General features: G+C 51.2%; 5 protein-coding genes. 2 read left to right on the forward strand and 3 right to left on the reverse strand.

The genetic code is table 11. The features are described from left to right. A partial coding sequence (locus tag KOR42_RS25865; RefSeq protein WP_146512689.1) for a GNAT family N-acetyltransferase occupies window positions 1–361 on the forward strand: 361 nt, incomplete at its 5' end. A 261-nt stretch (window positions 362–622) separates the two neighbouring features. Here KOR42_RS25865 and KOR42_RS25870 read toward each other — a convergent pair. Beyond that, complete coding sequence (locus tag KOR42_RS25870; RefSeq protein WP_146512690.1) at window positions 623–2,089, reverse strand: sulfatase-like hydrolase/transferase; 1,467 nt, start codon at window positions 2,087–2,089, stop codon at window positions 623–625. 78 nt (window positions 2,090–2,167) lie between these two features. Beyond that, the gene (locus KOR42_RS25875; protein ID WP_231741143.1) at window positions 2,168–2,611 is read right to left on the reverse strand and encodes a hypothetical protein; all 444 of its coding nucleotides are present in this window, start codon (window positions 2,609–2,611) and stop codon (window positions 2,168–2,170) included. A 152-nt stretch (window positions 2,612–2,763) separates the two neighbouring features. On the opposite strand from KOR42_RS25875, the gene KOR42_RS25880 reads away from it, so the two are divergent. Beyond that, window positions 2,764–3,339 carry a hypothetical protein gene (locus tag KOR42_RS25880; RefSeq protein ID WP_146512692.1) on the forward strand — a complete coding sequence of 192 codons (576 nt, stop codon included), beginning with the start codon at window positions 2,764–2,766 and terminating at the stop codon, window positions 3,337–3,339. Window positions 3,340–3,494: 155 nt separating this feature from the next. Here the strand turns inward: KOR42_RS25880 and KOR42_RS25885 are convergent. After that, the coding region (locus tag KOR42_RS25885) for a hypothetical protein (RefSeq protein ID WP_231741144.1) at window positions 3,495–3,906 on the reverse strand (412 nt) is incomplete at its 5' end.

The raw sequence follows: 3,906 nt of genomic DNA on the forward strand, positions 1-3,906 counted from the left end.
AATGTCGAATCGTTACTCCCCAACCACTGGCTGGCAACGCACCCCCAACACCGCTGGAACATCGCCGAAAGAAGAAAACAAGAACGCGAAACCAAAGCCAACACCCCGTAGTTCACCATGCGCTTACGGTAATGAAATCGGCGGACTCTTCGTGCAGCCTTCTCACCATGGAACAGGAATAGGCCGAGCACTCGTCGACAAACCCCAATCTCAAAACGGGACTCTCGAAGTGGAGGTCTTTTCGAAGAACTCCATCGGCCGGCGTTTTTATACCCGGTATGGGTTCGTCAAAATGGAAGAAAAGCTTCATGAACCAACGGGACAAAAGGTGCTCCGCCTAAAATGCACCACAGATTCTTAAACGATCCGAACAGCCTGAGAAAGGAATCACTCCCGATTCACTCCGCTCAATCCAAAGAATCGAACTCAGGGTTCCCCTCAATTCTCGTTCACCATGCAGCCCAGCCCATTTCAGCTCATGCGAAAGGAATGTGACTTTATAGTGTTCTAATTGACTCTCGGAAGAGGGGTAAAGTCGCTTTGAAAGTTGGATTGAGTGCTCGCGTGCACATTGCATTTCGCCCGATATGAATGGTCCGCGGTTCTATGTATCGGGTGGGATTCACTTATTCTCGATGAGAAGATTGTCGCAGCGATTTCTTAGCTTCTCGAGTGTTGCCCTGTGTTCGTCGAGTTCGGCCAGATTTTGAAGCTGATCGGGATCGACACGCAGATCGAACAGTTGTTCAAAAGGTGGATCAGGGTCAATATACCGTGTGTAAGTGTGAGTCTTGGTCCGGACGCCGACGGTTCTGGGAATCGCGCCGCGATGGGCATAAGGGTGGTCGTACAGAAAATCGTGCCGCCACTGCGATTCTGGATTGGCATTCAGAGTGGCCAGGTCGCGGCCCGACATGTCTTCCGGAATCTCCAGTCCTGCCAGCGACAGCATGGTCACGGAGAAGTCAGTCGTAATGACCATGCGGTCGGTAGATTCGCCGCGTGGCTGTCGGGGATCGAAAAAGAATCCCGGGACGCGTAGCGATGGTTCATGCATCAGCCACTTTCCGGAAAGTCCATGTTCACCCTTGTAGTGCCCGTTGTCGGAAGTGAACAGGACAACGGTATTGCCATTGAGTCCTCGCTCCTCCAACAAATCAACGATTCGTCCGACACCGATGTCCAGGCTGACGATTTGCCTGTAGTAGTCGCGTATATGCCGATCGAACACGTCCTGATCCTGCACCAGTTTCATTCCGGAGGGGCGACCGAGCGACTGCTTGATAATCTCCGGTTCGCGCTCCGCGTTCTCCAGTGTGGCGGATGCCGGTCTGGCAATCTCTTTCCCATCTGTCACATGCTCAGTCACCGGGTCCCAGTCGGTGTGGGGGGAATGCGGTCCCTTGAAGAAGACCATCAGGCAGAACGGCTTGTCAGAATCGCGTCCATCCAGAAATCGTTCGACGTGCATCGGAGTGACTTCAGAATCGACATGGCTTGGGTTCTCAAGATTTGCCTGTCCAATGCGATTCCGGTAGCCAGCACGCCCCTTCGCATCGGCCGGACAGTCGCAGAGGTCGTCCAGCGGTCGATCAAAACCATTGAAATTAAGATATCGACACTCGGCACCATGAAAGAAACAAGTCTGCATGGGTTGACCTGCCCAGTAGTCGAAGATGGCCGCACCTTCGTGCGTACGTTCCGGTGAGTCGCCAATGCCCCATTTGCCGAAGAATGCCGTTTGATATCCGGCACTCCGAAGCCGGGCAGGGACCGTCCGTTCGAGTTGCTCAACGGTCAGTGTCTTGTGGAAGTCGCTGATGCCGTGGCGTCCGGGATACTGACCGGTCAACAGATTCGCTCGACTGACGGCACATATGGAAGTGTTCACAAAGCAATTGCGAAACACCACCCCCTGCATCGCCAGACTGTCAAGATGAGGCGTTGCGACAGCGTCATTGCCAGCATAGCTGACCGCATCATGCCGTTGGTCGTCGGTGAAAATCATGACAATGTTAGGCCGTTCTGCCGCTGCGACTGTCCCCATGAAGAACATGCAGAACCAAGACACCATAGCTGCAATTTTCATTTACCTGACTCCTTGTCCGGCACAGACGCCATGCTCAAAATGACATGGGCATCGCACCCAGGCCCACGGGCCACACAGTCAACGATCTTCATACCAGCGTTTCACTTTACTGTCGTAATAACATACCGGATAATGGTTGTCGTTAGCTGAAAAAGATAGCTCGAACGCACTTCTGTCACTATTGACCAAATACCGCCATTGCTTGAGCCCTGAAGTTGGTTGCTGATAGCGATTGTTATTCCCGTCGTTCAATTCATCAAGTGAACCAGGAAACCTGCCTTGTTGGCGATGATGCTCTTCGAGCAATCCCACAATGACATCCCCGCGTGATTTGCTTTCTCGTACTATTGAAGAGTTCCAGGCAAAATGCTCATGGAGTAGGAATGCGAATACAACACCAAAGAAAGACAGCAGAAGGCACGAAGCACATACAAATAACCATGTCAATGCAGTGAACACACGGCGGAAGCCTGGGAGGTTTTTCCACGTCATTTGAAAGACACCTGTCTTGATCACGCTCACTGGACGAGTTCCATGCCCGCACTGGAGTGGTGATGTCATTCTGATCACCCTCAAAGTTCTAAATTGATCACTTAACCCACGGACAGCAGCATTCACTGCTTAGCCGCCCAAAATTCGTTCTGCCACCCGGGTTAGTTCAACGGTGACTCCTCATGCCACATGTTGTCAACAGCTCTGATGAAGATGCATTCTACGTCGAGTATTGTGAGAGCGTATCTCCTTACTTTGAGCGAATGGCCGACATGACTCTGGATCGCGAAGCCCGACTCCAGGCGTTTGAACAATTGCTCTCTCGCTGCGAGAAAAGGTTAGCGGATCATCGAGCCGATTTCAGCCATATCATTTTCACAGATCTCTCCGAAGCAATTGGCGAAGCTGCACCGCTCAATCGAGAACGAAATGGGTATAGCGACACTTTATTGCAACTATTCCTTGCTTGGCTCGAGGACGTTTTCCCGCGATTGAACGATCCTCAGCTGTCGTCTCTCGGTTCTGCGTTTTTGCATCTGGCCGCGGAGCCTCCAGTAGACACGACCACTGAGAAATGGCTGGCCAAAATGCTGCTGACAGGGCATCAGCAGATGACTATTATCGCCTACGAAACTCGCGCTAACTTCGACGATGAATTAATTCATCTGCACAACAAGTGGCGAGTCAAGATTTGCGGAGAGGCAAATTGTCCGTTCCCCAGCAAAGAATTGGCATACTTCAAAAAGCAAAACAGCTAAAAACGAAAGCATAGAACGCAAGTGTGATCTGACGCCCATTTGCAAACACTATTAAAAGATCGCTCCTCTCTTCCCGTACTTCAAGAGCTAGTTGAATAGCGAGGCATCAACACATCCAATCCACCTCAAGATCTTCGGTCGATGACCAGAGAACATCATTCTTCTTCCATTCCCGGGTCGTTGCCCAATTCTCCAGAAATGTCGTCCAGTGCAGACTGTGCGTTATCAATAAACACCGGTGCGAGAAACACCCATCCAAGCCCGAGTGCATCGCCGATGGCTTCGAGTTGTTCACACCACCATGACTTCCTTTGCTCATCCCAATAGCTGCATTCACACGGCTGATCGGGAATGCGAAGCTCTGTAAGGGATTGTTTGAAATACTGAGCAGCATCTGCATAGCTGGATGACTTAGAGGCTATCCGGAAACTGAGGTTTTTTGAAAGTCTGGTTTTGTTCACACTTTGCGGTTCATCAACGCAAAGGAGTGCACGGTGTCCGAGGCGATTCGAAAAGCGTACCCAAGTGACCTGACTGACCTTCAGTGGGAGATGATCGAAATGATTC

The sequence above is a fragment of the Thalassoglobus neptunius genome, from assembly GCF_007859735.1.
Taxonomy (GTDB): Bacteria; Planctomycetota; Planctomycetia; order Planctomycetales; family Planctomycetaceae; genus Thalassoglobus; species Thalassoglobus neptunius.

What these genes read in the sequence shown, in the direction of transcription:
- KOR42_RS25880 (WP_146512692.1), top strand. Translation starts at nt 2,764, where the DNA reads ATGCCACATGTTGTCAACAGCTCTGATGAAGATGCATTCTACGTCGAG.
- KOR42_RS25870 (WP_146512690.1), bottom strand. Translation starts at nt 2,089, where the DNA reads ATGAAAATTGCAGCTATGGTGTCTTGGTTCTGCATGTTCTTCATGGGG.